This window comes from Bacillus sp. XF8 (assembly GCF_017498755.1).
Classification (GTDB): Bacteria; Bacillota; Bacilli; order Bacillales; family Bacillaceae_G; genus Bacillus_A; species Bacillus_A bingmayongensis.
In genome coordinates, this window is the sequence record NZ_JAGDQK010000016.1 from 114,107 (window position 1) to 138,503 (window position 24,397).

Here is a 24,397-nt window from a genome sequence, read left to right on the forward strand (position 1 = left end):
TTTTATTTGCATTTTCGGTTCCTTTCAATCAGGTCCACTGGCGCCCTTAGGACTGGAGTTAAGAAGAGAAAAAAGCTGAAGAATAGTTATATCCTCCAGCTTTGTATGTCTCTAATCATAAAATTCAAATTCCTATTGTAAATCACAATAGAAATATTAGGTTCTTTTTAGTAAATAGCTCTTAATTTTATAGGTACTAGAGCTGTCTTGCTCCCTCAAAAAATATAATCATTTTATCTTCCAAAACAAGTATAAATTCTCTACAATAAAATCCTACTGTAGCTTATATCATCACCCATAAAATCATTAGAAAAAGCATCACATACTATTTCTTTACTAAAGAGTTTATAAAGAAATTTTGTCATTTCCATATCATATTCATAAATGTCAGAATATCTTGAAGCAAATACAACTATAGACCATTTACCTTTTAAGATTTTCCAATATAACTCATCACCATTTTCAGTATATGCCCATGGTAAGATCCCATTATTCTCAGGATATATATTAAAAGTAAACTCATCTGGAAATTGATTTTTCATATATTTGTAGCCTTTTATCATTTCTTGCTTTTTTTAAACAAATTTATATCCTCATGTTCATTAAATGGCGTTAGTATCCACAGAAAATTATTTATTCCTCCAGTTCCATACATGTGTATAAATTGCTTATAGTCACTATGTAAATCACAACCCAGTTTTTTTGAATAACTTTCCAATCATCTATTATACCTGTATCATATGTTTCTTGTGGAACTTCCATAATTCCTTTTATTTTTTCTAAATACATATTATTCCTACTTTCTATTTAGTACAGTAACAGACATATTTAATCCATCATCGCCAGTAGTGCTTATTGTAACACCTCTAGGTACTAATTTATCACTATATGTACAGGTACTGAAGAGTATGTCACTGTTACTTGTAATAGATACTTTAGAGATCCCCATATAATTTGGTGGTAAATTAAGTGTAGTAGTAAAATTAAAAATATAATTATAGAAATCCAACCACTTTTTAGAGTCCAAGGAATTAATATTTCCATATAACACAATTGACGTTGTCAACCTTTCAGTCATCAACTCTCCTCATCTTCATAAACGAACAGGCCTTTAATTAATGTTTCAAAATCAGGTGCTAATTCTAAAATAAAAATATCTTCTCCCCATTCTAAATCAATGTATATGATTGGTGGGTTTTCTTTTGTGTGTCTATAATCCATCGCAATCCACCAATGTCCGTCTCCGCATAAAAGCACAATATCTTTTGGTAACTCCCACTCTTCAACGTAATAAGCACTTGATAGAATTCCTTCTTCTCCAATTCCATTTATGTAATTAACGCTAACATGGTCTTCTGCCCAACCTGTTGGAACAGAAGTAGGATAAGCATCATAAATTAAATAACCTACGTTATGATATGACATTGTGTAGTTTAATTTACAAATTCAAACCATTCCACACTCTCAGGTTCAATTTCCATTATAAGAATATCACTTTCATTGATTAGCACAATTTTGGTGATTTTATTTCCTTGAGCCTATAATATCGAAAAAGAGAATCTAAAGAAAGTTCAATTCCTTAGATTCTCTTTTTCTATAATATTTCACAAGCGATATGACACTTTTATCGAGGCGTTTAAACCATCTTAACTAAGTAGAGAATTGATTATCAATTTATACTTGAAAACCAATTACTATCCATTCATCGACAACATCCCAGAAATTTAAATTGTACTTAGGTTGCTTATTCTTAAACCACAATGTTGAATTTTCATTTACACAATTCTCACCATCAATTGCTACATAAGCACCCATTCCGTTTGAAAAGAAGCCAAAAGTTGAATTTACATCGATTTTAATTGGTTCATCTAATTCTTCAATAATGCTCCAATCATATTCACAAAAATTTGTTACTTCATCTTCCGGAACTAATCCCATTGAATGACTGGCATAATAATAGAAACCATTATGCAGATTTTCATAAAATTTACATACTGACTTAGGTATTTTATCCCAATATGCTTTCAACTCTATATTTTTATCTAGATTGATCCCTAATTTCCCCTCATAGTATAAAATTTCATCTTTACTAGATTTAATACCGTAAAGTATAGAATATTCTTCTCCATTATATAACAAATCTAGTGTTATTAAATTATTTTTAAAATATTCGATTGTATTCCGCAATTCAAATGCACATACACTATTCCACAAAGTAATAAGCTTATCAATTTTTAAGGATTGATTTTCCTCTTCCAAAATAGCAAGCCACTGCTCCGGTATATTAAGTGTATTGTTACCTAAAGTAGAAAAGTCTACTATTTCAATATTTTTTTCATATTTTCTTAGATACTCCAATTTGTTATTCAATATTTCTTCCTCCCCTTTTATTTAGTTTAACCAATTCTCTCCGAACAGGGAATCACCTAAAATAATAAATAAAAAGGATTAGACCTAAGACTTTTACTTGGTTTAATCCTTCGTTTTAATACGACAAAAAAAGGCTTACTCCACCTCAACTTTCAAGGTAGAATAAGCCTTTTAAATATATCTCATCAAGTTTACATAAGACTCTGAAGAAACTTCTAAATCAGCTTTAATATTTGTTCCTTCACATTTTCGTCAAACTTGGCACCTTCTACATTTGCGCCCTTCCAAACTACATTGTCAAGTGTAGCGCCGGTAAAATTCGCATCCGTAAAATTCCCATTTAAAAGGGTCGCTCCAGTTAAATCTGCATTTGTAAAATCTGCATTTCTAGCATCTACTCCTGATAAATTTGCATTTTTCAAATACGTTTTTTCAAAGTTACCCTCAGTAAGATTAGCACTGCTGAAATCCGTTCCAGTGCATTGTGCTTGTTCCGCATCGATTCCTGATAAATTTGCATGGCGAAAAGTAGCATAATTTAAAACTGTTCCAACTAGTTCTCCATCTGAAAAATCAACTTCGTTAAAACATGTTTCGTAACAATAACTTATATTTATTTTTGCATATTTCATATTCGCTTTAGAAAAATCCGCTTCGCCAAACCTACAATCTGCAATATTGACTTCTACTAAATTGCAGTTTCTGAAATCAGCCAACTCAAAATCACAATCACGAAACGACACTCTCATTAGTGAGGAAGCTCTTAACATAACTCGCTTTGCCATAATACGATCTGCCATTACCTCTGACAAGTCTGAAAAACTAAGGTCCAAATCACTTATATCTAGCTGATCTATAATCTCATCATTGCATTGAGATCTACTTAATATTTCCATGACTCTTATTCTATCATTATTTTTCTCATTCATTATTATGCTCCCCTTTCATTTAGCTTTTCAGATAGTCCTTCCAAGCAACATTGGGAGAATAGGTTTCAACCATCCGACTTTCATGAAAACTCGGTATAGCCATTGCTTGAGCTGGTTCCAAGTATTTCATTACATGTAACCAACTATCAAGTAACATGTCACTATCAGCCTGTAATGGGTTATTTAAAAGATCTATGCAAATCCCCCCCACTCCAGTTCAGATACCACAGCTGGGCTATTTAGCAACAAATTTCTACCAAACATGTCCAATATATGGCCTCCAAAATATGTTCTAGCCCCTAGCCCCGAGGGACCGTTGGGAAGAAATCTAACCGGTATAGGTAGTGATGAGATATTCATCCACTTCTGTAAGCGTTCACGTTCGGTATTCCACGGATATGATAAAGGCCAAAAAATTTGGGTTACTCCGTAACTTGGTTTCGCAATTTCTGCGATTTGGTCAGATAACTCAAAAAAAGCAGACCATAATTTTTTAGGTATCGATTTATGAAACTCAAACTCCAAAAATGAACGATGGCTCCAGTTAACTTGAAAACGTCCTGTGTAGTTCACAGACTTATCACGATAGAGGTGAACTTCTGATACTCTACGCTCTGAAACTACTTTTTCCAGAATTTCTTGACGGTTATATTCTACCCGTACCGTTTCACAGTTTCCCCAATGAGTAGGGGCAAATTTTTCATTTGACTCAAACACATCCAAAAGACGACCTAATACCTCTTCTTCGTTAAAAGACACTGTAGGATACATTGTAATTGTGAAAAAATCAGGTTTCATTTATATCCCCCTTAATACTAAAAAATAGTCACATAATATTTTTTATTCACAGTTTGTTCCATCTACCTCCACCAGGTAAACGTGAATTGTTCTCCCATTTATGAGTCACTTTACTGCTATTTGGATCAGTATAGTAAACATCACTATCCTTACCCAAAGGCCCACTTGGTCTTGGCTTAGGAGGAATCCCATTTAAATCGGGTTTGTCACTTGATATTGTCACAACATGACTTCCATTTTCAGCTTCGAGCATTTCTCTTTCAGCTCGCATTTGCCTGTCATTATGAATAACGTGTTCTTTGTCACTTATTTTGTGTTTGTGATCATGAACCAAGTCAATTTCACCCTTAACATTACGCCCTATACTGCCTGGACGCGTAAGATGCCCTTCACTAGATTTATACGTAAAACAACCTCACCAGCGTTATTGTTCTCTAATATACGTTCTAAAGGTTTTCCTCTTATAATTTCAATTATATAATTTTAAAGATATATTTCATCTATGATTTATAAAAAAACATTTTACTATCTTATTACAAATATAGCACTTCATGTATAAAATTATAGTACATCTAGTAATTTTTATGCTAAAACAAAAAGCACTCGTTGCCTTTCATAGACAATCAAGTGCTTTATAGTTAACTATATAAATTAATTCATTACTAATCCTATTTTTAAACCAACGAGCATGTTTAATTTCCTTAGCAGAACATGGTTATATAACTCTATAATGGTACAACCTTCATGAGTTATTAATTCAATTTAGATATATCTATTACTGTAAACATTTTAAAGGTTATTTTTTCTTACCTCCTCAAACCACTCATCAGCAATATCACTGACTGTTTTAATATCATCATTCGTATATACTAAATCATACTTGTATTCAGCTTTGAAGTTGCCACTCTTAACATCATATATTAATTTCATCTCCGTTGGCATGTCTCTTTCATATTCTTTGCACAGTACTTTTACTTTTTTAATATCTTCACATATTATGCGCAATACCATAGACTGTCGTTTTGTAGACACATCATATCTTTCGTCCCCATTCTCCAATGCCTCATTCACTTTATGACGTTCTACATACTTATTATTAATCAAATAAAAGAAACTGCTCGAAATAATACTTTCTTCACATGAAGCGTAAACATACACTTTATCCGCTCTATCCTCAACATATTCCATACATATGGAGATCATATCCGCTTGTAATTCACTAAATCTATCTTCAAATTCTTTCATACTACTTTTTTCACTCCTTAGATTAATTTTCAATAACTTGAAAGTCCGACTTACCATCAATAGAGTAATTAACTATAAATTCCTTTGGGCGCTTATCATTTCCAGAATAAATTATTTCAACATCAACTGTTACTTCTTTGGGAGGGGTTTCTTTCAAAGCTGCAGCCGATTTTTCTTCAATCTTCTTATATTCCTTCAAATTAACATCAGATAATTGCGAAACCAAATTGTCAATTTTAGGTGATCCTCCAAATCTATCCCCTGCCAAATGTCCTGCATGGTCTTGTCCTTTTACTTTACCGGGTGTATTTTTACTATGTGATAATCCCTTCTCTCTTTCAGTTAATTGTAGCTTATCTGTTTCAAATTTTTCAATTCTTCCAAGACTATCGGTTTCATAAAAATAGTCAAACTCTCCTGTTTTATACCTAATATCAAGCTTTAATCTATTTCTTCTTCTGTTTGTAAACTGTTTTCCTTTGTCCACTAATGTTTTAACTTCACTTACTTCCGCACTACTTTTACCCGTACCCTATGTTGTAATCTCAAAATAAAAAGCACTTGTTGTCTTTAGTTGCAATCAAGTGCTTTAAGTTCATCTATTTTTAAGTAGCATTAAACTTGTAAATTTTGTATGACGCCTTTTATATGTCGTGACAACTACTACGTTAAAACTTACAAGTTCGTTAGTTTCATGTCCATCCTATGTCTTTATGTTCGTCGCATAGTAGAATGTCATCTCGCCTAAGCTCGTACTTCTTTTTCTATTCTATCATTGCGCATAATACTCTATGATGATACAACCATCATGAAGTATGTACTTTTTAACAGCCTATTTTTTTTCATCCATCTTCTGCTTTAAATCTTCACTGACACTTTTATAAAGGTTCAAACAAACTTAAAACTAATAAGATAATAAATAGGGGAATTTAAAAAATAGAAAAGAGAATCCAGAGGATTAACTCTTAGATTCTCTTTTAAGAAAGATAATATCTAGGTAAATGTGCTACCGTCTAAGTATTTTATAACATCACTAAAGAGTTAAGTTTATGCATACCACTCAGCATCTAAAAATTGGTCAGCATTTTCATTGGGTTTTATGTTAAATTCAGTAATAAATCTTTTTATTTCCGATATAACAATTACTTGGTCGCTACTCTCTATAATAAAACCTCTATGATTATTCCAACTTTTATCGACCTCCAAGTTTATACTTATCTCTCGCTCACACCAATCCATAAAATCGTACATAATCATTGTAAAACAAATATTTCTCTTATCAAGAGTCACCCAAAGTCCTGCTTTCCCATCACTTATTTCTTGTATACGGATTCTTAAATTATTATCTACATACCATCTTATATTTTGATTTTTTTTCTCTTCAATCATAATTAGAACCTCCTGTTACTTATACAGACCAGTTAATACATCCATTGCTGGACTTGATTTTGTACTACTATAAATTACATCTTCCCATGAACCATATTTCTTAAAAAGTTGTTCTGGTGTAGGCCCTTCCTCCCTACCATATTTTTGAAGATTCCGTGCTTTCATTGCATTTAGTCCTTCAAGATTATTGGAATCAAGATATGATTGTATCCTATCCAAATTCCGCTTTTCAACCTTCATTCCTGCAATTTCTTCAATTGACATTCCTTCATTTTGAAGTTTAGTAACCTCATTTGTAAGCTGATTTCTTTTTTGTTCTAATTCCCTAAGATACTTTATTCTTTCAGTTCTTGCAAAAGCAACTTCCTCTGAATTGGTCCAATCAATTCCAAATTTATCTATAGGTGATTCTTGTTTAGGGGAATATCCGTAAACAGCATCTGAGTTCGCTTCGATCTCTTTTGCTATTTTAGGATTACTTAAAGGATCAATTTTACCTTTAGCTATACTACCTTCCTTAACAACATCCTTCTCACCTCTACCAAAAACCTTCTCCCCAGTATCCTTCACATACTGATAAGCATCTTTCAGCAGGTTCTTTCCTCCACTAGGGATCTTGCCTGCAGCTTCTGTCGCAAAAGAATGCCCTCCACCGAATTTCGGTACATACTCTCCTAATTTTTTGATTGCATAACGGAATTCCTTACCAGCTTCTATAAAGTCGTTTTTAACTTTTGTCTTCCCTTTATTCCACAAGTCTCCTACTTTATCAACGAGACTTTTAGTTTTAGAAGCGACAAAGGATACACCTTCTTGTAGCTTACTTGACACTTTCTTCTCTACATCAAGAAGGGCTTTTCCGCCTTTCTCTACTGCTTCTACGACGATCTTTCCGCCATACTTAATTACTTTACCCGCAAGGCTTGCCACTTTTCCAACTGGAATAACGTTTAAAAGTGTCCACCCTGCCGCAATGAGTCTTTCTTTGGATTTTTTGCCTGTGATAGGGTCCTTTACCTGTATATACCCTGATACTGGTGTTTACATATAAAAATTTATTTGCTAGCTAAAACTTCTAAACAATTTTTCATCGTTTTTCTAACTATCTTATATTTCTTTTTTTATTATATATATTTTTTCAGTTCAATAAAAAACTGGAAGACTATTCACATCTTCCAGTTCAGATCATATAGACAAAGGCTTCATTAAATAACCCTGTAAAGTGGATATGGTTCTTTACCAATGATCGAGAAACTCACAAAATTGCATAATAACGATTTATTCTATTTATAAAACCCTATACTAAACTAATAATTTTATTAATCTTCAGTATCCTCATCATTCATAATATATTCGATATCTTCATCCGTAAATTCATTTCCTTTACATACTGGATGTCCGTTTGGATCAAGCATTCCCATCACTTTTTTATCTTTATCAGACACAATCAATGTATAGTCCTCCATAAGAAAAGGGTTTGCTGGTAAATCTACTAATACTCTCCATGCCGTTCTTACATCATCATTATTTCTATTTTCTTTATCAATTTTGAATGTATAAGCCTCATCAAAGAAAAGTTGGTGAATGTCTTCATTAACCACTCCATCTAAGTTATTTTTCTTATGGTATTGTTTTGCAATTGCTATTGCTTCCTCAGGTCTTAATATCACATCTACAGTAATTTCATTTATTTTTCTATAATGCCTAGAGAAATCTGCTTTCTTCAGCTTAATATAATCTTGAAATTCTTCATTAGACAATTGTTTAAACTCTTCATCAGACATGTTTTTATACTTATCTAAAGACATATAAATTCCTCCTCTTATTTGTACTTTAATCTTAGTCTTTCGATGTACTCTATTGAGTGGTCGATAGAAGCTTTATCAAATAAATGTTTATTTTTCATTACTTGTTCAAATACATATTCTTCTCTTTCCAATCTGCTAAGGTTCATATATTGCTCTTTTCCTATATCTAACCACTGCTCTGCATGGAATCCCTCATGATGTATGTTTATAACTGACGGATTTTTCCTTAGATATATCTCCCCATTAACAAAATCAAATGCTGCTTCCACATTTTCTGGAAGAACGTTTCCTTTTTTATCTATATTAACCTTGATGCCCTGTTCTCCCCATTGTTTTTTATATGCTCTAATTTCTTTTCGAGAAGCTAAGGTTTCTCCAATCTCATTAATCTGAACATTTACTTTTCTAAAATCCAGATCAGCTCCACTGTTTTTCTTAACAACATCCTTCTCCCCAGTCTCCTTCACATACTGATACGCATCTTTCAGCAGGTTCTTTCCTCCACTAGGGATCTTGCCTGCAGCTTCTGTCGCAAGAGAAGGCCCTCCACCGAATTTCGATACATACTCTCCTAATTTTTTGATAGCATAACGGAATTCCTTACCAGCTTCTATAAAGTCGTTTTTAACTTTTGTCTTCCCTTTATTCCACAGGCCTCCTACTTTATTAACCAGGCCTTTAGTTTTAGAAGCAACGAAGGATACACCTTCTTGTAGCTTACTTGACACTTTTTTCGCTCCATCAAGAAGGGCTTTTCCGCCTTTCCCTACTGCTCCTACGACCATTTTTTCGCCATACTTAATTGCTTTTCCAACAAGGCTGAGAACTTTTCCAACCGGAATAACGTTCAAAAGTGTCCAGCCTACCGCAGTGAGTCTTTCTTTTGTGATAGCTCTTTTCCTGTACGTGGCTCTGTACCTGTAAATGCTCTAATGATTGCATCGTTTATACCGATAAACTCGGTGCTCTAATGAAACTTTTGGATAATACACAGTAATTTCCCCTTTTTATTATTTAAATAATAAAAGATTTCAATAAAAAAGGACATGCATTGCACATCCTCTAATAGCTTAAAATTAACTTTTATACTACAAATTAATCTTTTAACAAATCCTCATCTATAAAGATTTCTATATCATCCAAGTCTACATCTAATTCTGATTCATTATATTCCATCGAGTTTAAAAAATCCAAAAATGAATCTGATACTTTATAAAAAGGCCTTAATTCATCAGCCCCTCATAATCCCAAATAAATATTTTATCTTTCCCTTCTCCCTTTATCCCAAGACAGAGTTGATTTTCACCAGGAAGATTTCCAATTGGAATCATTCCCCAAGTAATTAAAATATCATATTGTTCAATTTTAACTCTTAAATCAATTTCACTCGAATTCAATCCATAAAAAATTTCAACTTCTTCATACCCATCTTCTGAAATCCATGGCCATTTTTCTGGAACTCTAAAATAAAAATTATCTTTAAGCACATATTTCGAGTATTCACTTAATAGAACCTTATATTCAGCTGATAAACTTATATTCATTTCCCTTTCAAATCTTTTGATTTCACTTTCATTTATAACATTTCCGACACTATACTCACTGTCAACAAGTTCTTTTAATTTTTTTGAAGTTGATTTAAATTCTCGTTCGTCATTTTATTTATCTCCTCTTAAATCAGATGCTGAACCAATGTGTGGGACATTACCATGCAAATCAGTCGGAATCAATTCTATCTCTATATCGCTTTTATGATGTGGAGTTAGTTTTTTCTACCTCAGCCATTCTTTAGCTACATTATTTGATTTCAATCCTTTAATTTTTCTTATTTTTGCATAAACTAAATCAAAATCCTTCCTTGTACCATTTAACTGCCCTGGTTTGAATTTAATTGTACCCTTTGACCATGGGATACAATTAGGTCTATCATTTTTAAATTCAACTGGCTTTCCACCAGTTACCTTCTTTACTGGCTCTTTATGAGAGTACCATTTTCCATTACCAGGTTCTCCAACCCACTTACCATCTGTTCGTGGGAGTCTTCCTTTCATAAACTGATAAGCATCCTTCAGAGAGTGCGATCCTCCGATTTTCCCTCCACCTACTACCGAAAAGGCATGTCTTCCAGGAATCCACTCATATTTTAACAAGGATTTAACTGCATGTTTGAATTCCTTATCTGCTTGAATAAAAACATTTTTAACAGTAGTTTTTCCTTTATTCCACAAGTCTCCTACTTTATTAACCAGACTTTTAGTTTTAGAAGCGACGAAGGATACACCTTTTTGTAACTTACTTGACACTTTCTTCGCTCCATCAAGAAAAGCTTTTTCATCTTTTTCTATTGCTCCTACGACCATTTTTCCGCCAAGCTGATACATCTTTTCATTTCTGAATTTTTCTGCTTTTCACTCGCTAGCCTCATACGGTCAAGCAAAGTATTTTTGTTGTCCTACAACAATTGTACTATATTTAGATTAAAAGTAATTTCTTCATCTTATCTTTATGCTAATAATCCAAGGTTAGTTGTTATCTTGATCCCCTTTACAATTTACCGTTATACACTGTAAATAGCCGTTACAAACTATACAAGTTGCATTAAAATTTTAACACTTCGTACACTTATAAAATTATAATGAATCTTTTAAATTCTATGTTTAAACGCCAAAAAGCACTTATTGTCTAAAAGACAATCAAGTGCTTTTTTGTTAGATATACTAGTGATTCATGGCAAATCCTATGTTTACTTTGTAAGCTTAAAATGTCATATCATCTAATTATCGTTCTTTCTCTTTTACCTACAACTCTATTTAATCTGCGTAATGTTCAATTTATTTTTAATTATTTTTAGATATATTTTGACCTTTTGTTCATCTGTTGAATTTCGAGTTAAATAATCTTCACTAGCATCTAACAAGTATTTATAGAACGACGCCTCATCTAAAGTTAAAACTTCGTCTTTGTCAACAGCAGGGTAATCAAAATAATAAGCAACACCAGTTTCACCGAAAAAGTCTTCTTCCCACGATTCGTATTCATTTGCAAATACGCACCAAATATCCTCAATACCAAAACCCTGTCGGTTGCTAAAATTATTTAAAGCATCTAAAAAATATCCATCTCCAATATGGGAATAATAAAGTTTTAACAATTTTTCTTTTTTACTTTCTTGCATTTTAAATCCTCCCAAAAATTATTTTAGCGTAGGGAAAAAGTTTGTAATTTCACCATTTTCGATAAAACCTTTAAATTTCAAGCCATTTGAAGCGTATCCTGTAATCTCTCTACCATTTATAACACCATTCTGCATTGCTTCTCTGCCCCAAGCCAACATTTGTTTATCAGAAATAACTTTCGGATCATAGACAGTTTTAGGATTAGGTATATTTTTGTACTGACCAGCAATAACGTTCCTCTCTCTATCAATTGCTGGTATTTGATATTTCACCTCATATACTCCCGGTACAGAAGGATGAGCATTTTTAGATATAATACACTCCTTCAAGTCCCAACCAAGATCCCTAAATGCTTTTTCGAAGTTATCTAAATTATGTCCACCAACAACCCCCTTATTTTTCCTTCTAACTATATCTTCTACCTCTATTAAATGTTTTTCATGGCTTGAACGAAAAGAAATATTTTTACCCGTATCCTTAACAACATCCTTCTCACCACTACCAAAAACCCTCTCCCCAGTATCCTTCACATACTGATACGCATCTTTCAGCAGGTTCTTTCCTCCACCAGAAACGGCGCCTACACCTTCCATTGCGAGAGAAGGTCCTCTACCAAATTTCGGTACATACTCTCCTAATTTTTTGATAGCATAACGGAATGCCATATCTGCTTCTATAAAATCGTTTTTAACCTTTGTTTTCCCTTTATTCCATATGTCTCCTACTTTATTAACCAGACTTTTAGTTTTAGAAGCGACGAAGGATACACCTTCTTGTAGCTTACTTGACACTTTCTTCGCTCCATCAAGAAAGGCTTTTCCGCCTTTCTCTACTGCTTCTACGCCCTTCTTTCCGCCATACTTAATTACTTTTCCACCAACACTGACGACTTTTCCAACCGGAATAACGTTCAGAGCCGTCCACCCTGCCGCAATGAGTCTTTCTTTTGTGGATAGTTCTTTGCCAGTGATGGATTCTTTCTCAGACAATGATCTGATGGCATTATTTACATCTGTAAACTCAGCCGCTTGATAAAACTTTTAAATAGTATTTCGTAGTTTTTCTAGATAATTTATATTTACTTCTATCTATTTTTCATTTAAATAAAAATAACCGGAAGATTAGTTATATCTTCCAGTTTGGAATGTGTAGACAATTTAACGGGTAACACGATAAAACTAGATAACAATCATTTCACTTTTCTAACGTTTTGTTCGTTCACTTACCGTTAACATTCACAATATAATTCTTAAAGCTTTTGTAAAATACTCATATCCCGCTTGGAATATCTAATAAAAAACTATATAAAACCCATGGCTTTATCTGTGATTCTGACATTAAGGAACTTCTTCAATTACTCGAGAAGGAAAATTATTTAGATTAGTTAATTCGTGAAATTAACAAAAAGAATCAGGATTTTTTCAAGTTACTTTTGTTACGTTTAGAAATTTACCATCTATCATCAACAACTATAGTATATTGAGCAACACCGATAAATTCCAGTTCGTTATTATTATACTTACTCTTTGTTTCTTGAACGTCATATTCAAGATTATAAACCAGAATTGCAGTATTAAATTCTTTTTCATGATTAATGACATCAAATTGTTTAATAAATTGATCAGAGTATGAAAAGCCCTTCAATAAATCCCTAATATTATTTGTCGGTTTGCTAATCCATTTCTTTTCAACCAAATCACGATCGTAATAATCTAAATTATAGTTTTTTTCAAATATTGAGGATATACTATCACCGTCTTCCGTATATTCAATATTTATGTAGCCTCTTAACTCAGCTTTACTCTCAAAATTCCCAATCCATACTGATACTTTTTCATTCATATTATACTACCTCCTTAATCCTTCTGGTAAATCCATTTTCCCATTTTTTAATCTATTGCTTGCCCAATTATTTAATCTTTTAACAAAAGTTTCATAATCAAATACTACGTATCAATAATACGTAGTATTTGATTATGAGCTGTAGTAGATCCTTCTCCACCGTGAACTCCAGGTGGATTCACAAATTCAACATCTTTTGTAAAAGTTCTCATTTCTTTTAAGAATTAATCCTCAGTTTTAATATTCGCATCCCTACGTTAATAAGTATTTAACTAATTCCCTCTGGACAGGGAGTCACCTAAAATAATAATAAATAAAAAGCTTTAAATAGTTGGATTATAAAACCCTATTATTTAATGCTTTCTTCACCTTACTATTTTTTTAGAGACTGCCATACTCCTCAATAATCGCTTTGTCTGTACAATACTTATTGAATTTTTTTATCAATTCATCAATATCTTGTTTTCTTACTATTTTTCCTAACCATTCTTTTGGAATTTCATTCATTTTATAGTACATACCTGCTAAAGTGCCTGTTATTGCGGCTACAGTATCTGTATCTCCGCCTAAATTAACCGCTTTTAAAACTGCCTCTTTAAAAGTTGTTGAATTTCCTAAACACCATATTGCAGCTTCTAAAGTATGCACTGCATATCCATCCGACAATATTTCACTTTTAGGTAAACTAAAAAAATCATTTTCAAAAAGCTTTGAATAATACTTTAGTTCTTCTTGGTATTTATGACTTTTATCAAAATTTTTATCAAATAGTCTCTTAACTACTTCTAATGATTCTTGAGGAGTATTATTATGATAAAGTCTTACCAAACATTCAATATAAATAATAGAACCTACTATAGCACGAGGATGAGCGTGAGTTACCTCGGTATATTTTTTTATCATTTCTACTTTTTTTATAAAATTAAACTCATTGTATAGTACAAAAGCTAGTGGTGCTATCCTCATTATAGCGCCATTTCCATTATCAAACTCAGCTTTCCCACCACATTTTTCTAGCGGATATCCTTCCTCAAAGCGAATAATAGCCTCATCTGTAGTTCTTCCAATATCGAACATTTTTCCAAAAGGAGTCCAATACCCCTCCTTTTTGTACTTAACAAATTTCCCCATTAAACAACTTATGCTTTCTTCTTTTATTAAATTTTCGATTAAGCACAAAGTCAAAGAAGTATCATCTGACCATGTTCCAGGTGGTTGGTTATAGGTTCCGTAGCCACTAACATCGTCTATATAAAATGTATCTCTTTTCCTAAATTCAACTGGAACACCTAAAAGATCACCAATAATTCCTCCATATATTGTGGGTAAAACTCTTTGTTGAATACTCAAACTAAGAAAAGACTTGTTATCATCTTCCCATCTATCAATCATTCTTCTACCAACCATTTCTGTCACCTACCCTAATAAATCTAAAACTAAATGTATTTTTCCAGCACTATCAACACTTGCACTTTTTATAATCATTTCTTGTCCTGAATTTAAAAGTAATTCTGCTTCACCAGGGAACTGACTAATCTTACCTACGTATGCAGCGTTAGATCCTTTAAAGACGTTAATTTCCCAAGAAACATTCATATGACCAAAAGATGATTCTTTCACCATCGCAGTACTAACAAATCCATTGTCTTTAATTGTTTTTCCTACTAAAGAGTCTACAATAATTTTACCTTCATCGTCTATTTTATATAGATTTTTAAATGGTTTTAGGTCAGTTCCACGATATACTTGTATACCGTGCGGAACATTCGCCTTATTTAGACCTCTTTTAATATCATCAATTACATTTAATCCTATACCATCCAAAGAATCAGTGATTCCTCTAAGGTAATTATTAATTTTGCTATAATCACTCCCCGTATACTGTCTAATAGCTTTTCTTTCACTCTCAGTTAATGATTCTATCCAATTATCAAAATGTTTACTTCCCCACTGATGAGCTTCTTCTACATTACTTAATGTTTGCTTAGCCTCACTAACTCCCTTACCAACATTCTTCTCACCACTACCAACAACTCTCTCCCCAGTATCTCTCATATACTGATACGTATCTTTCAAAGAGCGAGATTCTGCGCCTACACTTCGTGTTGCAAGAGAAGGTCCTCTACCAAAATTAAAATCAAACTCCATTAAAGTTTTAACTGCATGTCGAACTTTCTTATCTGCTTGAACAAAAACATTTTTAACAGTAGTTTTCCCCTTATTCCACAGATCTCCTACTTTATTTACTAAACCTTTAATTTTAGAAGCGACGAAGGATACACCTTCTTTTACTTTACTTGACACTTTCTTCGCTCCATCAAGAAGGGCTTTTCCGCCTTTCTCTACTGCTTCTACGACCATTTTTCCGCCATACTTAATTGCTTTTCCAGCAAGGCTCGCGGCTTTTCCAATTTATATTCCTTGTTTTATCAAATCTATTATTACAATGTGAATTAATATTTTATTCAGCACTCAAATTAAATTTTTTCTTATTCTGTAGAATCTAGTGAAATATCAAAAAACACAGTATTCTTTTTTTCAAAGTAGTTACTTTGGTAAGGTCTTTCTTTAGACTAAACCTTTTCTTATTCTAATTTTTAACTTTTTTCTTTATAGGTAAAAATCATCTTTCAATTTTATTCATCCATTTCAGCTATTTGTTCCAAATTTTTTTATGTAATTCAATCTGATTTTTTACTATTACTAAAGATATTTCTCTACCATCTTCAAAAATAGTCAAAGTGGCTCCAAGTAATTTAAATTGGATTCCTAATGAATACAAAACTTCTAATTCCTCTAGGTAACTAATATAATCACATTTTAATACAGGCAAACTATTTTTTATTTCTCCTATAGGTGACTTTATTACTGTTTTTATTGAAGATATATATTTATTTCTATTTGAATCATCTATAGCAGTCATATAAATTACAGGATATTTTTTCATTTTTCCTACGCCCTTTAATCATAACCTTGCATTGATTTGCTATTAAATTTTGGTGTCTTATGATTTAAAATATCATCAATCTGTTTTTGACTCCAATCTCTTGTTTATGCTTCATTATATTTCCCATTTTAATCAGACTGATCTTTTTATCTCAACTTCCTTAATTATTTTCAGACGAAAAAAAGAGTTAATATTTCGTTATCAAAAACATTAACTCTTTTCATTATTATAATATATATTTACTTTTTCTTTTGGTTACTCCTTACTGCATTATTTACTATTATGCAGTAAACTATCTTCTTTATTTTGTGAGTTTATTATTTTCTATTTAAAATTCAATTTATGAATTCAGATAATTTATACTTTCGCAGTAAAATTATACTCCTCATGTTATAACTTCTTAAGATTTTTTTAATCTCTTCATTCCATTAATAAAGCTTAAAATGGAATCTTTACTTAACATCAAATTGCTTAGGTATAGTAAAAAATCGAATTCATCCTCATCATCGCCAAAAGTTAAAACAAATGGACTTATATATGGTTTATATGTAATATTACATACAACCTTATCCATTATTTTAACTTTAAAGTTACGTTTCCCATCATCTGTTCTCGCATTTATACAGATTATCTCATCAGGAATTGCCTCATATTTCTTCTCATTATGTATAAAAAAGAATTTATCTGAATCAACATAAATCCCTAACAATTGTCCATCTTCACTAAATCCTCCTACGCCTTGTCTAACCAACTGTACTTTATCTTTTTCAACTATTGAATATCCGCTAGGTTCTAATATAATATATGTCCCAGTCTTAGAGTAATTATTCAGTATTATCATAAGTTCCCCCTCCTAATGCACTAATCCTAATAGTGTATTTATTACATCATCTTTTTGCATTGATTTTTGAATTATAATTTTCCATACTTGTTCATCTGATTCATAAATTCCTTTATCAATGTATGAATCTTTTATCTTATTAAACATACTATCAGCTGTTGGTCCTATTGGATTACCGTATTTTTTAATATTTCTTTCCTCTAAACCAGCGCTCTCCTCAGCAGTCATATCTCCCCTTGCTGCAATTTTTTGCTGATTACGTGATTCTACAACATTTCTAGCTATATCTTCTTTAGAAAATCCTTCAGATGTCATTCTTTCTATGTTACTTTCTAATTGCTTAGATGCTTCAAGATAATCTTTTCTTATATTTTGCATTTCTTTTGTCCATTCAACATTTGTAAAATCATATTCCGGTTTATGATATGCAGTACCTTCATTTGGTAAATATCCATATGCTCCCTTATCATCAGCATGTATCTGTTTAAGTACATCTGGCTTTACCTCTTCTAAAGGTATTCCTTCACCAGTTTTACCTATGCCAGTTTTTCTTACACTATCACCAGCACCACTTACTTCTCTACCAACATCCTTCTCACCACTACCAAAAACCCTCTCCCCAGTATCCTTCACATACTGATAAGCACCTTTCAGCAGGTTCTTTCCTCCACTAGGGATCTTGCCTGCAGCTTCTGTCGCAAGAGAAGGCCCTCCACCGAATTTCGGTACATACTCTCCTGATTTTTTGATTGCATAACGGAATTCCTTACCAGCTTCTATAAAGTCGTTTTTAACTTTTGTCTTCCCTTTATTCCACAAGTCTCCTACTTTATCAACGAGACTTTTAGTTTTAGAAGCAACGAAGGTTACGCCTTCTTTTACTTTACTTGGTACTTTCTTCGCTACATCAAGAAGGGCCTTTCCGCCTTTCTCTACTGCTTCTACGACCTTCTTTCCGCCATACTTAATTGCTTTTCCCGCAAGGCTTGCCACTTTTCCAACTGGAATAACGTTCAAAAGCGTCCACCCTGCCGCAATGAGTCTTTCTTTGGATTTTTTGCCTGTGATAGGGTCCTTTACCTGTATATACCCTGATATTGGTGTTTACATATAAAAATTTATTTGCTAGTTAAAACTTCTAAACAATTTTTCATCGTTTTTCTAACTATCTTATATTTCTTTTTTTATTATATATTTTTTTCAGTTCAATAAAAAACTGGAAGACTAATAACATCTTCCAGTTCAGATCGTATAGACAAAACATTCAACAAATAACATTATAGAGTGAATATGTTTCTTGATTGATAATTGAAAAAACCACAAGATAGCTAATTCCTAAGTGTTTCTCAACAACTTTTTAGCTTAGCATGCTCACCGTTTGCTTTAACATTTAATCTTGTTCTTTTAAATACTTCTTTCTTCACCCTTAGAATCTAGCAAAATAGGCAATATCAACCTTTATAAATTGAGATAAATTCACTAGGAACCTCATCTGCTAGCCAAACTTTTTCGTTTCCTAAATAGAACTTAATATTTTTCTCTTGAGCTTTTTCAGTATCTACTATCAAAATAATAAGATGATTACCTTTTCTTCTTCCTACTAAAGTTGCAGTCTCAAGGTCTTCTGAAAGATGAACATACTGCCTAGACATTGGAAGCAAACCATTCGCTTCAATAGAGTCTATAAATCGGGAAGAAGTTCCATGATAAAGGTATCTAGGCGACTTAGCTTCTTCTTTAACAATTTTTATAGGAATAGAATGTCCATACATTGCACGGATTTTATTCTCTTTTAATTCATGTCTTTTTTTCTCCGATTTTTCTATCATTATTTTCAAGTCATCTAAATTTACATCTTTCCATTCTTTTGATTGATTAAGAGCATTCAACAATTGGTCTACAGAAACCCATCCACTCTCGTTTAACTCTAATTCATATTCCCATGGGGCATGACGTAAAGCATATCAAATTTCTTTACTCAAATTTGTATAGAATTTTTCTTCATTCAATTTCTTCACTCCGATTGTAATCAATCATGTCTTTCATAGCAACTTCAATCCACTCCCAAAAATCACTAAATTCTTTTCTTTGTTCAAAACCTTCAGAAGTAAAATCATGGATAAGTTGAACCTTACTTCCTTTGCCAATTTCAAAACACGCAGTATCGTCATTATCAACTCTTTTAGCAAAAGGAATCAAATTGCGATTAGGATATCTTTTCTTCATACCATGGTATATGCTAGTAGCTTGCTCTGATTCCAACAGGTTTTTTTATATTTATCCCACTGATTGGGGTCAGTTCCTTTTTTCATGAGTCTTTTATTTAGACCAGACTAGATAATAATTTTTTTAGTTCATAAATATATTTATGATTCTCTCCGTCATTTAACACTTTTAAATCTTCTAAATATTCTCTGGATTTCCCTAATAATTCATCTAAAAAAGCTTTAGTCGTAACATTTTTATTTTTTAATTCGTCATCCGTATAATAAATATCCCCACTCATTTTGGGCTCCACTGCTCTCATACCTTCTTGCTTTTGTGCTTCAATTTCACTGAAATATAGCATACTGTTATCACTAGATTTTTTTATTTCTAGCCAAGTTTTAGGAGTTTCTATATCACTAATATAAACTGTACTATTATTTTTCAACGTGGATGCAGCTTCAATAAGATAAACAAAAGACCAATATACTGAAACCAAAAAATCATCAACTTCTTCATCTAGATAATCCCCATATTGTTCATTGCCTATTATTAATGAAAAATATCCTTCTGTTCCCTTTATACCTGCATTTGAATCATATTCGTCAACAAAAAGCTTATATTTAATTTCAAACATACTGTACGTGCACCTCTTTTATTTTAATAGTTTCTTAAATTCATCAACGGTAAACTTATATTGACCATAAACGGATCCAAAAGAACCATTAGGATGTATAAACACTTTTAATTTTTCTCCCGCTATTTCATAAGTCACTTCACCAGTTTTTCCTTGTTGACGTAAATCATTATATGCAATTTCAGAATACTTATTAATTTCTTCTTTAGACCATTTAGGATTGAAATAAGAATTCTTTTTAAGTTTCTTTTCTAATTGCTCATCAGTCAGATGTTTCGCTTGCTGTTTAAGTGAATCAACATTGTGCTTATTTATATGCTTTTTATTTACATCACTCAATGGGTGAGTAATTTCCACCTTAGGCAGGCTGGCTCCCTTAACACTATCCTTCTCACCACTACCAAAAACCTTCTCCCCAGTCTCTTTCATAAACTGAATTACATCATCTTTCAGAGACTGCTTTCCTCCACCAGAAACGGCGCCTACACCTTCCATTGCAAGAGAAGGCCCTCTACCGAATTTCGGTACATACTCTCCTAATTTTTTGATTGCATAACGGAATTCCTTACCAGCTTCTATAAAGTCGTTTTTAACTTTTGTCTTCCCTTTATTCCACAAGTCTCCTACTTTATCAACGAGACTTTTAGTTTTAGAAGCGACAAAGGATACACCTTCTTGTAGCTTACTTGACACTTTCTTCGCTCCATCAAGAAGGGCTTTTCCGCCTTTCTCTACTGCTTCTACGACCTTCTTTCCGCCATACTTAATTACTTTTCCACCAACACTGACGACTTTTCCAATCGGAATAACGTTCAGAGCCGTCCACCCTGCCGCAATGAGTCTTTCTTTTGTAGAAAGCTCTTTGCCAGTGACAGGATCTTTTCCTGTAACTGCTCTGATGGCATCATTCACACCTAAAAATTCCGCTGCTTCATCGCGTGCCTTTTCCCACCACGATTTTTCTTCTTTCTTTTCCTTTTTCGGTTTTTCTTTTACTTTTTCTGCTTGTTTCTTCTGATATTCATCATCTGCTTGACGAAACTTTTGGGCAATGCGCCGTAAATCTTTTTCTGTTTCTTGTAAGTTATGTATATACCCTTCCATTAGTTTCGTCGATTTCATATACTCCCCATAAAAATGCTGACTTGTTGCTCCTTGCCACTGCATTTGAATACTGAACATCGCTTGATTGAGATTCTGTTGTACATTTTGACTGTGTCTCTGCATTTCTGAGATGTTTTTGGCAATTTGTTCGAGTTGTTCGGGTTTGACTTTAATCTCCAAACCTTCTCCCACCTTCCTCTATTTTATATCAAAAAGAGCAAGAACTGCATCTATTATTGCTTATACTTCTTTAGAAAAAATATCAAAGATACTCCCATCACAAATGGCTTCGATTTCTTCTTTTACAAACAATTTTTGAAATGGTGTTCCTAGATTTAAAATCACATTTGCCTCTAAATCTACTGTCTGGAATAATTCAACAGCATTCATACAAACATACGGACATTCTTCTGGAATCACCGTTTCTAAATGCTTTAAGTCAGAATAGAGCGGTAACATTAAGCCTTCTTCCATTTCAAAATAATGAATTTGCAATTGTGTATTTTCTGTAGAAATCAAATTGCCGTCTTCATCCGTATTTGTATCCCCTTCTACAGAAGCGACAACATATAAGTTAGACTTTTGTAAAATATCGTAAAAGCGGCCCCTTTTTTCTTCATTCTGTAATGCCTCTACTAGCGCCTCATCTAACGCACAAATTTCTAGTAAACTCATTCTCTTTCACTCCTTAATGAGAATAGGTTCGCCATCTTACCTGAGATAAGATGGCGAACTTCACAAATATTTACTTTTTAGCATCCATGGCTTTAATTTCGTTTGCTTTATCCATCGCCTTTTTACGTGTATTCTCGTCAATTACAGTTGCATATTGGTCACGAGTTAAAAATTCAACGCACTTATATGCTGCATCAAATTTATTTTCTTTAAAGGCCTTTTCACCCGTCTCCAACATAAGAGTAGAGTACTCATTCATCAATTTCTTTGCAGGAGTTTGTTGATATCCTAGTTTCATTGATTGATATGTTAATTCAATTACTGAAGCTACATCTTCAATAGTTGCTATTTTCTCCGTTTTTTTCTTTGCCGCATCAAATGTGCCCAAATAATCAATCGCATATTTCACTTGATCTTTAACTCCAGTTATTTCAATTCCCGGTGTTTTATATAGAATTTGATAGATGTTTAAAGCTTGTTGATAATTAGTTTCTTCTTCCTGTTTTGCTACTTCTAATACATCATTAGCAACCTTAGTAAATCCATTTTTTTCAATAACACCACGAGAAGCTGCTTGACCATAATAATGTAAAGCGTTATAAAGTGACTCTTGTCCTTCTTTATTTGCTTCACCACTCGCTACTTGGATAAGTTGAATTCCTTCTACTTTTTTAGAAGCTCGATCAATCATGCTCATGCCACTAATTTGTCCAATTGTTTTATCGATATCTTTTAACTGTGCGAGTAATGTGTATGATGGTAGCACAGTCTTCTCTACCATACTTTGCCAGTCTGTTGTTCCATTCATTTCATTCCAGTCGCTCTCTGTATTTTCCCACAGTTTATTCGCATAACTTACCATTTCTTCTCTAGAGCGCTCTAATGGATGTTTTGTACGGATTGCATTCGCTATATTTAATACAGCTGTATAATATTCCCCTTTATCTGCTGCCTCATTTGCCTTCTTTTCAAACATAAGTGGCATCAACAATTGTTTTGCTTCATCTTGAACAGATTTTTCTACTCTTGCTGTACCAGCTAACAAATTCGCTTTCTTTAGAGCGTCTGTAGCGGAAACGTTAGGGTCTTTCATTTGTCCTCGAAGTCCCTCTACAGCTGTGTTAAATTGCTGATTTAGTTTCTGTTGTTGCTCATCTTTTGCTACATCAATCCATTGATTTGCTAATAATAGAGCATTTTCATATTGTAAACTTTCAGGATTTAAGTATGTTTCAATTTGCTCAATTACTTGATGAACTGGATCTGGTTTTTCTGGTTTCTTTTGATCACTCGTGCCTTTGTTATCCTTTTCTTCCTTAGTATTTACAGTGTCTTTACTGTCTTTACTGTCTTTACTGTCTTTACTGTCTTTACTGTCTTTACTGTCTTTACTGTCTTTACTGTCTTTGCCCTCAGTATTTCCTTTCACCAGTTCCTCTTTTGTCCCTTGCTCACTAGGCGCTTCAATTGCTTCTGTTTTTGTCGTATTATCTTCTTTTGTTTTTGTTTCTTCCTTACTACCAGTTTCTTTTGCAGCTTCTTTTGAAGTTTCTTCTGTTCCCGTTGTAGATACCGTCACTGTTGTTTGAATGTTCATGTTCTTCAATTCTTCTTGGAGCAGCTTATTGAAAATCTCCTCTACACGTTGATTTGCATCCTCCACTAATTTAGGATCCATACCTTCAAGAACCGATGTAATTAAATAATATTTACTTAAAGCTTGTTCTAAAGATGCTGTATCCCCTGTGTCTAACCAAATCTGTTCCTCATCTACTGCTGTTTGATACACTTTTTCTGCAACTGATTGAATATGCTCTTTCTGCTTTTCCCTTAAATATGTTTGTAACTCTTCTTGTGTTGCAACTGATTCATTCAGTAAATTAATTTGATTACGGAGATAGAATAACTCTCTATGATTGGAATAGTCTTTATTTGATGGGTTCAGAATTTGGTCTAAATTATCTAATGCTAACTTATGTTCGGCTATCGTCTTTGCTTCTGATGGCGTATTCAATTGGCTAACAAGCGTCCAGTCATTCTTTTCTTTAGAATATTTAGTCAGACCATTTAATGCATTTGAATCCTGTCCTTTTTGACTGCCATAATAATCATTAAAGAATACTGACGAATATCGTGTTCCATTTCCAGCGTACCACTCAACCAAAATATCACCTGTTTTCGGTGATACTGTTATTACCGGGCGTGTTGGGTCTGGTTTCTCTGGCTCTGTAGTACCACCGCCTCCAGTAGTTCCACCGCCTTCAGTAGTTCCACCGCCTCCGGTAGTTCCACCCTCTCCAGTAGTTCCACCGCCTCCGGTAGTTCCACCGCCTCCGGTAGTTCCACCTTCTCCAGTAGTTCCACCGCCTCCGGTAGTTCCACCTTCTCCAGTAGTTCCACCTTCTCCAGTAGTTCCACCGCCTCCGGTAGT

At 33.1% G+C, this 24,397-nt stretch carries 26 protein-coding genes and 5 pseudogenes; all 31 read right to left on the reverse strand.

Going from position 1 to position 24,397, the window contains the following annotated elements; genetic code table 11:
• Positions 1-260: 260 nt before the first annotated feature.
• On the reverse strand, positions 261-542 hold the full coding sequence (locus J4P91_RS10750) for a hypothetical protein (protein ID WP_207994126.1): 282 nt from the start codon (positions 540-542) through the stop codon (positions 261-263).
• A 91-nt stretch (positions 543-633) separates the two neighbouring features.
• Positions 634-789 carry a hypothetical protein gene (locus J4P91_RS10755; RefSeq protein WP_207994127.1) on the reverse strand — a complete coding sequence of 52 codons (156 nt, stop codon included), beginning with the start codon at positions 787-789 and terminating at the stop codon, positions 634-636.
• Between the two features lie 288 nt (positions 790-1,077).
• A complete protein-coding gene (locus tag J4P91_RS10760; protein ID WP_207994128.1) occupies positions 1,078-1,425 on the reverse strand; it encodes an SMI1/KNR4 family protein in 348 nt (115 codons plus the stop codon).
• A gap of 249 nt (positions 1,426-1,674) precedes the next feature.
• Positions 1,675-2,370, reverse strand: coding sequence for an SMI1/KNR4 family protein (locus J4P91_RS10765; RefSeq protein ID WP_207994129.1), 696 nt, complete (start codon positions 2,368-2,370; stop codon positions 1,675-1,677).
• Positions 2,371-2,585: 215 nt separating this feature from the next.
• On the reverse strand, positions 2,586-3,299 hold the full coding sequence (locus tag J4P91_RS10770) for a pentapeptide repeat-containing protein (protein WP_207994130.1): 714 nt from the start codon (positions 3,297-3,299) through the stop codon (positions 2,586-2,588).
• Positions 3,300-3,318: 19 nt separating this feature from the next.
• Positions 3,319-4,097 (reverse strand): annotated as a pseudogene (locus tag J4P91_RS10775) (hypothetical protein).
• 46 nt (positions 4,098-4,143) lie between these two features.
• Positions 4,144-4,431: a hypothetical protein gene (locus tag J4P91_RS10780; RefSeq protein ID WP_243763797.1), complete on the reverse strand. Its 288-nt coding sequence runs from the start codon at positions 4,429-4,431 to the stop codon at positions 4,144-4,146.
• Positions 4,432-4,886: 455 nt separating this feature from the next.
• On the reverse strand, positions 4,887-5,342 hold the full coding sequence (locus tag J4P91_RS10785) for an immunity protein YezG family protein (protein WP_207994131.1): 456 nt from the start codon (positions 5,340-5,342) through the stop codon (positions 4,887-4,889).
• Between the two features lie 22 nt (positions 5,343-5,364).
• Entirely contained in the window at positions 5,365-5,829 is a 465-nt protein-coding gene (locus tag J4P91_RS10790) for a DNA/RNA non-specific endonuclease (RefSeq protein WP_207994132.1), read from the reverse strand.
• Positions 5,830-6,389: 560 nt separating this feature from the next.
• Positions 6,390-6,731 (reverse strand): hypothetical protein, encoded by a 342-nt coding sequence (locus J4P91_RS10795; RefSeq protein ID WP_207994133.1) that lies wholly within the window; start codon positions 6,729-6,731, stop codon positions 6,390-6,392.
• 15 nt (positions 6,732-6,746) lie between these two features.
• Positions 6,747-7,661 (reverse strand): hypothetical protein, encoded by a 915-nt coding sequence (locus tag J4P91_RS10800; protein WP_207994134.1) that lies wholly within the window; start codon positions 7,659-7,661, stop codon positions 6,747-6,749.
• A gap of 389 nt (positions 7,662-8,050) precedes the next feature.
• Positions 8,051-8,539, reverse strand: a complete 489-nt coding sequence (locus J4P91_RS10805; protein ID WP_207994135.1) for a hypothetical protein — start codon at positions 8,537-8,539, stop codon at positions 8,051-8,053.
• A gap of 14 nt (positions 8,540-8,553) precedes the next feature.
• Positions 8,554-9,390 carry a zincin-like metallopeptidase toxin domain-containing protein gene (locus J4P91_RS28835; RefSeq protein ID WP_243763798.1) on the reverse strand — a complete coding sequence of 279 codons (837 nt, stop codon included), beginning with the start codon at positions 9,388-9,390 and terminating at the stop codon, positions 8,554-8,556.
• Between the two features lie 372 nt (positions 9,391-9,762).
• Positions 9,763-10,119, reverse strand: coding sequence for an SMI1/KNR4 family protein (locus tag J4P91_RS10815; RefSeq protein ID WP_307802531.1), 357 nt, complete (start codon positions 10,117-10,119; stop codon positions 9,763-9,765).
• Between the two features lie 78 nt (positions 10,120-10,197).
• A pseudogene (locus J4P91_RS10820) lies at positions 10,198-10,284 on the reverse strand (HNH endonuclease family protein); the annotation flags it as partial.
• 27 nt (positions 10,285-10,311) lie between these two features.
• The gene (locus J4P91_RS10825) at positions 10,312-10,899 is read right to left on the reverse strand and encodes a hypothetical protein (protein WP_207994137.1); all 588 of its coding nucleotides are present in this window, start codon (positions 10,897-10,899) and stop codon (positions 10,312-10,314) included.
• A 446-nt stretch (positions 10,900-11,345) separates the two neighbouring features.
• On the reverse strand, positions 11,346-11,714 hold the full coding sequence (gene cdiI, locus J4P91_RS10830) for a ribonuclease toxin immunity protein CdiI (RefSeq protein ID WP_207994138.1): 369 nt from the start codon (positions 11,712-11,714) through the stop codon (positions 11,346-11,348).
• A gap of 18 nt (positions 11,715-11,732) precedes the next feature.
• Complete coding sequence (locus J4P91_RS29395) at positions 11,733-12,380, reverse strand: CdiA family toxin C-terminal domain-containing protein (RefSeq protein WP_307802532.1); 648 nt, start codon at positions 12,378-12,380, stop codon at positions 11,733-11,735.
• Between the two features lie 219 nt (positions 12,381-12,599).
• Positions 12,600-12,728, reverse strand: a pseudogene (locus tag J4P91_RS29400) (pre-toxin TG domain-containing protein); the annotation flags it as partial.
• Between the two features lie 436 nt (positions 12,729-13,164).
• Positions 13,165-13,557, reverse strand: a complete 393-nt coding sequence (locus J4P91_RS10840) for an immunity 22 family protein (protein WP_207994140.1) — start codon at positions 13,555-13,557, stop codon at positions 13,165-13,167.
• Positions 13,558-13,938: 381 nt separating this feature from the next.
• Positions 13,939-14,964 carry an ADP-ribosylglycohydrolase family protein gene (locus J4P91_RS10850; RefSeq protein WP_207994141.1) on the reverse strand — a complete coding sequence of 342 codons (1,026 nt, stop codon included), beginning with the start codon at positions 14,962-14,964 and terminating at the stop codon, positions 13,939-13,941.
• 9 nt (positions 14,965-14,973) lie between these two features.
• Positions 14,974-15,918: an ADP-ribosyltransferase gene (locus tag J4P91_RS10855; RefSeq protein WP_243763799.1), complete on the reverse strand. Its 945-nt coding sequence runs from the start codon at positions 15,916-15,918 to the stop codon at positions 14,974-14,976.
• 292 nt (positions 15,919-16,210) lie between these two features.
• Complete coding sequence (locus J4P91_RS10860; RefSeq protein ID WP_207994142.1) at positions 16,211-16,504, reverse strand: hypothetical protein; 294 nt, start codon at positions 16,502-16,504, stop codon at positions 16,211-16,213.
• A gap of 400 nt (positions 16,505-16,904) precedes the next feature.
• Positions 16,905-17,345 carry a hypothetical protein gene (locus tag J4P91_RS10865; RefSeq protein WP_207994143.1) on the reverse strand — a complete coding sequence of 147 codons (441 nt, stop codon included), beginning with the start codon at positions 17,343-17,345 and terminating at the stop codon, positions 16,905-16,907.
• A 12-nt stretch (positions 17,346-17,357) separates the two neighbouring features.
• On the reverse strand, positions 17,358-18,362 hold the full coding sequence (locus J4P91_RS28840; protein ID WP_243763800.1) for a hypothetical protein: 1,005 nt from the start codon (positions 18,360-18,362) through the stop codon (positions 17,358-17,360).
• A gap of 434 nt (positions 18,363-18,796) precedes the next feature.
• Positions 18,797-19,354, reverse strand: a pseudogene (locus J4P91_RS10875) (RNA 2'-phosphotransferase).
• Positions 19,347-19,610 (reverse strand): annotated as a pseudogene (locus tag J4P91_RS10880) (hypothetical protein); the annotation flags it as partial. The pseudogenes J4P91_RS10875 and J4P91_RS10880, both read right to left, overlap by 8 nt.
• Before the next feature lie 58 nt (positions 19,611-19,668).
• Complete coding sequence (locus J4P91_RS10885; RefSeq protein WP_207994145.1) at positions 19,669-20,187, reverse strand: hypothetical protein; 519 nt, start codon at positions 20,185-20,187, stop codon at positions 19,669-19,671.
• Positions 20,188-20,205: 18 nt separating this feature from the next.
• The gene (locus tag J4P91_RS10890) at positions 20,206-21,471 is read right to left on the reverse strand and encodes a WXG100 family type VII secretion target (RefSeq protein WP_207994146.1); all 1,266 of its coding nucleotides are present in this window, start codon (positions 21,469-21,471) and stop codon (positions 20,206-20,208) included.
• Between the two features lie 60 nt (positions 21,472-21,531).
• Positions 21,532-21,966 carry an SseB family protein gene (locus J4P91_RS10895; protein WP_207994147.1) on the reverse strand — a complete coding sequence of 145 codons (435 nt, stop codon included), beginning with the start codon at positions 21,964-21,966 and terminating at the stop codon, positions 21,532-21,534.
• Positions 21,967-22,036: 70 nt separating this feature from the next.
• On the reverse strand, positions 22,037-24,397 hold a 2,361-nt coding region (locus J4P91_RS10900), incomplete at its 5' end, for a hypothetical protein (RefSeq protein WP_207994148.1).